The sequence below is a fragment of the Pusillimonas sp. genome (assembly GCF_035515275.1).
GTDB lineage: Bacteria > Pseudomonadota > Gammaproteobacteria > Burkholderiales > Burkholderiaceae_B > Pusillimonas.
Genome location: NZ_DATJBQ010000135.1, coordinates 1 through 6,346 on the forward strand (window position 1 = coordinate 1; position 6,346 = coordinate 6,346).

A 6,346-nucleotide genomic window follows, 5' to 3' on the forward strand; every position below is an offset into this window, starting at 1 on the left:
TGGCGTTGGCGCCCAGTGTGCCCAGGAAGCAACCTTTGTAGTCGGGCGAGCGGCCCATCCAGCCCCAGGCCATGCGCTGCCATTCCGCAATCGCGTCGCGCGATGCGACCTGTTCTTCGATATTGGATGCCGCACGATAGAAGCGGTGTGTAAAGCCGCCCCATTCGGTGGGCGTGGTCAGTATTTGCTTTTTGGCGGGGTCATGCAGCGCGTCATACATGCGGGCGATCATCCGGGCCGAATTGCGGAAGGCCGGATGATCGGTGATTTTTCCGACACGCTCGCCATAGATCCAGACCTCGCGGCCGTCGTCCAGACTGTCCAGGTATTCTTGTCCGGTGAAAGGAATGTAGTCGCGGTTGACGACGCTTTGTTCTTGTTGCAAGGGCGCGTTCATGGGTGATCTCCTGAAAAAATTTGTGTTCTGGGTGGTTCCATGGCCGTGCTCAGGCGGCATGGATCCGTATTGTTATGTTCTGGGGTGGCGGTATGGCAGCGTCGTTATCGTCTGGTCAGGGCCATGGCAAAGATAAGAATCGCGCCAATAACCATGGTTTGTGCGTAAGCGCCGATTTGCATCAGGTTCATGCCGTTTTGCACGAACACGATCAGCAGGGTGCCCACCACCACGGCAAGGCTGCGGCCCACACCGCCCGACAAGGCAACGCCGGCAATAACGCAGGCGGCGATCGATTCCAGCGGAAGGCTCGAGCCGATATTGGATTCGCCGGTGTCGAGCCGGGCGGTAAGCAGCAGGCCGGTCAGCGCCGATAGCACCCCGGCCAGACCGAATGCAGTAATGATGACCCGCGAGGTACGCACGCCCGACAACATGGCCGCGCGCAGGTTGCCGCCGGTGGCGTACAGGTGGCGTCCGAAGCGTGTCCACTCAAGCAGCCCATAGACCAATGCCACCATTAGCAGGGCCACCAGAACGGGTATGGGTATGCCTGCCAATTGTCCAAAGCCGAACGTGGCGCCAAATTCGGGGGGAAGGCCGTAAATGGGTATGCCGCCACTGATGAAAAGCGTAATGCCGAATACAACCGAGGACATGCCCAGTGTCATCATGAATGCGGGAATGCGCAGCACGGCGGTACCCCAGCCATTGACCAGACCGACCAGTCCGCCGGCGGCCAGCGCTGCCGCACTACCTGCCAGCATCGCCAGCCAGGGCGAATCGGGCATGGCCTGAAGCACCGCCGCCATGACCGTGGCGCCCACCACCGAAGCCAGGGCGACGATCATGCCCACTGAAAGATCAAGCCCGCCGGCGATCAGCACAATAAGTTGGGCCAGCGACACAATCAGCAGATACACTGACTGGCGACCCACGTTGGTGAAGTTGTCCAGTGTCAGGAAGCCCGGTGCCGACAGCGAGAAAACCACCAGCGAGCCGACGAAGAGAAAAATCAGCACGGCGGCCGAGCGATGGGTATGCAACCATTGCCAAGAAACGGTTTTCTTGGCGGCCGCTGCAGAGCCGGTTGCGGAAGTAGTCATGGTGTTCATGGGCGTAATTCAATTAAAGAACTGTTCGAGGATGGCGTGCTGGTCGAAATCGGCCCGCGCAAATTCGGCCACTGTCCTGCCTTCCCGCATGACCAACAACCGGTGCGACAAGCCCAGCAGCTCGGACAGATCAGATGAAATCAAGAGAATCGCGGCGCCGGCCGCGCTAAGTTCGTTGAAGTACTTGTAGATGGCCTGGCGTGCGCCGACGTCGACACCCACGGTGGGCTCATCAAACACATACACGTCGATGTCTTGGGCAAGGCCTTTGGCCAGCAACACTTTTTGCTGATTGCCGCCCGAAAAATTAGCCACCGATTCGCCGCGTCGCGCAAACGGAAACTCCACCTTGCTTGCCAGGCCCGAGACCAGCCTGTCTTCTTGCCGGGGGCGGCGCAGCCGGCTGGGCCGGCGCCCGAACTGCAGCGACGACAACGCCATGTTGTCAAAGGCGGGGCGAACCAGGGCAAGGCCGTCGTGCTTGCGATCGGGCGGGCTGTACCATAAACCGCTTTCAATCGCGTCGGCGGGGTGCTTGAAATGCACCGGCTTGCCGTCGAGCTCGACCCGGCCCGACAAGCGCTTGGCGGCGCCGAACACCACCTGGCCCAATTCGCTTTTGCCGCAACCGACCAGGCCGGCCAGGCCTACGATTTCGCCGGCCCGCACGTCCAGGCTGGCATCAAGAACGCAGCCGTCGGCGCCCGCCAGTTCTTTGATCGACAGGCGCACAGCGCCGGGCCGCGTGACGGGCGCCGGATAAATGTCGGAAACGGTGCGTCCCGTCATCAGCCGGATCAGCTCGTCTTCCGGTGTGTCGGCGTTGACGGTGGCCACCAACTGGCCGTCGCGCAGCACACTGACCTTGTCGCCGATCTCGGCGATCTCGTGCATGCGATGCGTAATGTAGACAATGGCCGAACCCTGGCTTTTGAGCTTTCGCACCAGGGCGAACAAGGCCTGCGTATCATGTTCTGACAATGACGCGGTGGGCTCGTCCAGAATCAGCACGCGAGGCGAATGGCCCGCGGCCTTGCAGATTTCGACCATTTGCTGCCTGCCCCGGGCTAGTTGCTCAACGGGCGTGTCCGGATCAAGGTCGAAGCCCAGGTCGGTGATCAGCCGCGCGGCGCGGCGGCACATCAATGATTTGGCCAGAAAGCCGAAAGGGCCGACCTGCTCCTCGCCCAGCACAATGTTCTGAGCGACGGTAAGGTGCGGAATCAGCGAGAACTCCTGGAAAACGGCGCGCACCCCAAGCGCGCGCGCCTGCGCCACGGAATCAAGCTTTACGGGCATGCCGTCCATCTGTATGTGCCCGCTGCTGGGCTGATTGGCGCCGGCAATCATGGAAATAAGCGTTGATTTGCCTGCGCCGTTCTCGCCGAACATCACGTGCACCTGGCCGGGCATCAGATCGATGCTGACGTTGCGCAATGCATAATGCGCGCCGTAGCACTTGCTTAGCCCCTGTGTGCTTAGCACCGGGGCGGCAAGAGACGAGGTGATGCCCTGATCCAGGGCATGAGCCTGCTGTGTCATTTTGCGCTGACCCGGAAGACAGGACGGAAGTTGTCGGGGGCAAGCACGGTTTCGATATCCAGCGAGTCAACATCTTGCTTCTGGTAAACACGGCCGACCGGGCCGACGTTGCGATGAACGTTCTTACCTTCGATCAGGCGTATGGCCTGATCAACGGCGATGCGTCCGACCAGCACCACCGGCGCCATGCCGGCGGCCTCGATGGCGCCTGACTTGACGCCCTGGTAGACGCCGGGGGTGGTGTAGACCGAGACAATTTTGGTTTTGTCGGTAATACCGCGAGCGCGCAATACGGGCACCGCGGCTTCGGCGGTAACGGCCGTACCGACCACGTAGTCGATGTCTTTATGGGTTTGCAGCAGGTCTTCGATCAGGCGGGCCTGAATCTCTTTGCCGGTGTCGCCGTATTTGGTTTCTGCGATCTGTACGGCGCTGCCCTTGATGCCTTCCAGAAAGCCGCTGTTGAACAGCTCGACCCAGCCTGCGCCGGCCGGACCCGGCAGCCACGCCACCTTGACCGCAGGGCTGCCTGCCGGATGCTTGGCGGCCAGATAACGGCCCGCGCGCAAGCCCTCGTCGCTGGGTATCGTCAGCACATGGGCGTCGACGTCTTTCGAGGCGATGCCGTTGTAGGCGTCAACCACGTGCACGCCTTTTTTCTTCAGGTCGGCAACCAGGTTGCCCAGTCCGTCCTGCGAAATGGCCCCGATAATCACCGCCTTGGCGCCGCCTGCAACGCAGTTTTCAATTTGCGAGATCTGATTGTTCAGCTGCGTGTACCCGCCCGCATCCAGCACTTGAACGTTGATGCCCTGACGCTTGGCTTCTTCGGTAACGCCGTAGTCGGCGGCCAGCCAGAACGAATCCTTCATGTGGGGGAACGACACGCACACGTTCCAGGGCTCGGCAGCCTTGTCCAGGGCAGTGTAGGTAATCGGCGAGCGCGCGTTGTCTTCGGCAATCGCTTCGACTTCCAGTGGCGACCAGGCGGCCTGGACGCTTAGCGAGCCGGCCAGCAGCAGAACGCCGGCGACGACGTGAATACCCGTCTTCATTTTTTTCATGTCTTCTCCTTGAATTTTTGATGTTCGGGAACATGGCCCGGGTTTTTTTGGAACGGCAATCGAGGCGAAGTTTGGTATGCCTGTTTGGTGGGGTCTATTGAATTTTCATGGCACAATTATTACCAAATAGTTATAAATAAACGGTGGGGACAAACCATGGCAAGGCTGGACTGGTATATCCGTTCGAACCTGAAACTCAGCCATCTCCAGCTATTGCTGGCTTTGGACGAACATCGCAGTGTTGGAAAAGTCGCCGCGCATCTTAATGTCACGCAGCCGGCCGTATCCAAATCGCTGGCGGCTTTAGAGGCCAACCTAGGGTTTTCCTTATACAGACGAACCACGCGCGGCATGGAGCCAACCGAGTATGGCGAGTGTCTGGTTCGCCACGCACGCGATATTTTGAGGCGCTTGGCCACGGTCGAAGACGAACTGCGCGATATCAGCGATGGGCGCATCGCCCGAATATCGATGGGCGTGTTGCCGGCCGCGGCAACGGTGCTTCTGCCGCGCTTTGTTGCTCACCTTAACCGCCTCAATGCAGGTATTACGACTACGGTGCGCGAGGGCACGATGGAGTCGCTATTACCCCGGCTGCGCGCCGGCGACATTGATTTCGTCGTGGGCAACCGGCCTACTCGCCCGTTGGGGCCCGAGTTTGAAACCGAGCTGCTTTATGAAGACCCCGTTGTGGTGGTGGCCAGCCGTAATCACCCGCTGACCTGGGTGTCGAACCCCGAATGGCGGATGCTGGCGGGCTATTCCATGGTTCTGCCCACGCAAGACGCCACGACGCGCCCCATTATTGATGAGTTCCTGATGCAACAGGGGCTGACCATTCCCAGCCAGCACCTCGAGTCTTTGTCTACACTGACCAATATCGGCGTCATGCAATTCACCGATTCCGTCGGGTTTCTGTCGCGGGTGCTGGCCCAGCACTTTCAAGACTTGGGGTTGCTCTCTGTGCTGCCCTTGCAGGTGCCCGATGCCAATATTCATGTGGGCCTGGTCTGGATGGCCGATAAAAAGAAAACCCGGGTGCATGAAATTATTCTGGAAGAGCTGCGCGCCACGCGCGACTTGCTGGTGCGTGACTTTCTGATCAACCCGCTTTAAGCGACGTGGCCCCACGCCGCAAGTTGAGGCGCTACCTTTACCCTCCTCGTTGTGCACCGGGCCCCCGTTCACGTACTACACTAAACGCATCCCTTCCTCAGCTTGAACGGAGCGATGTCTATGCAAGCCAGTCATTCAGGCCAGTTTCATATCCGCAAGGTCGCTGTATGTGGCGCGGGTGTCATGGGGGCGCAGATTGCCGCCCACTGCGTGAACGCCGGTGTGCCGGTGGTGTTGTTCGATCTGCCGGCCAAGCAGGGCGACCCCAATGGCATGGTTGCCAAGGCTCTGGTCCAGTTGCGCAAGGCCAGCCCGGCGCCGCTGGGCACGCCCGACCTGGCTCAGCTGATAACCCCCGCCAATTACCAAGACGACCTGCATCGCCTGGCCGAGTGCGATCTGGTCATTGAGGCCATTGCAGAGCGCATGGACTGGAAGCGCGACCTTTACCAAAAGCTGGCCCCCGCCATCAAGCCGGGCGCGATTGTGGCCAGCAATACCTCGGGGCTTTCCATTACGCAGTTGGCCCAGGCGTTGCCCGAGGCCTTGCGCACGCGGTTCTGCGGGGTGCATTTTTTCAACCCGCCGCGCTATATGCCGCTGGTTGAATTGATTCCCACGGCCGAAACGCAGCCGGCGCTGGTTGACCTGCTTGAAACCTTTCTGGTGGCGCGCCTGGGCAAGGGGGTGGTGCGGGCCAAAGATACGCCCAACTTCATCGGCAACCGCATCGGCGTGTTCGGCATGCTGTCGGTGTTTGCGCAGGCTGAAAAGTTCGGCCTTACGTATGAGCTTGTCGATGAACTGACCGGCACGCGGCTGGGGCGGGCCAAGTCGGGCACCTTCCGCACGGCCGACGTGGTGGGCCTGGACACCCTGGCGCATGTCATTCGCACCATGCAAGACCAACTGCCCAACGACCCTTTCCACAAGGTGTTTGTCTTGCCGCCCGTGGTTGAAGCGCTGATCGAAAAAGGCGCCTTGGGCCAAAAAACGGGCGCCGGCTTTTACCGCAAAGAAGGCAAGGCCATATTGCGGCTTGACCCGGCAAAGGGCGAGTATGTGGCGGCCGATGCCAAGGTGGACGACGATGTAGCCGCCTTGTTGGCCGA

Annotated in this window: 6 protein-coding genes; 2 read left to right on the plus strand and 4 right to left on the minus strand. The window is 60.4% G+C overall.

All coding sequences use genetic code 11. From position 1 onward, the window contains the following. From VL003_RS09855 to torT, 4 genes are all read right to left on the minus strand, one after another. On the minus strand, positions 1-397 hold a 397-nt coding region (locus tag VL003_RS09855; RefSeq protein WP_325441997.1), incomplete at its 3' end, for a 4-hydroxyphenylacetate 3-hydroxylase N-terminal domain-containing protein. A gap of 104 nt (positions 398-501) precedes the next feature. Continuing rightward, positions 502-1,503, minus strand: coding sequence for an ABC transporter permease (locus VL003_RS09860; RefSeq protein ID WP_325441999.1), 1,002 nt, complete (start codon positions 1,501-1,503; stop codon positions 502-504). Between the two features lie 18 nt (positions 1,504-1,521). Next, positions 1,522-3,054: a sugar ABC transporter ATP-binding protein gene (locus tag VL003_RS09865; protein WP_325442001.1), complete on the minus strand. Its 1,533-nt coding sequence runs from the start codon at positions 3,052-3,054 to the stop codon at positions 1,522-1,524. Then, a complete protein-coding gene (gene torT, locus VL003_RS09870; protein WP_325442003.1) occupies positions 3,051-4,118 on the minus strand; it encodes a TMAO reductase system periplasmic protein TorT in 1,068 nt (355 codons plus the stop codon). Before torT ends, VL003_RS09865 begins: the two co-directional genes overlap by 4 nt. A 156-nt stretch (positions 4,119-4,274) precedes the next feature. Here torT and VL003_RS09875 point away from each other — a divergent pair, with 156 nt between their 5' ends. Continuing rightward, entirely contained in the window at positions 4,275-5,234 is a 960-nt protein-coding gene (locus VL003_RS09875; RefSeq protein WP_325442005.1) for a LysR family transcriptional regulator, read from the plus strand. A 120-nt stretch (positions 5,235-5,354) separates the two neighbouring features. Continuing rightward, positions 5,355-6,346: 3-hydroxyacyl-CoA dehydrogenase family protein (locus tag VL003_RS09880; RefSeq protein ID WP_325442007.1), on the plus strand; the 992-nt coding region annotated here is incomplete at its 3' end.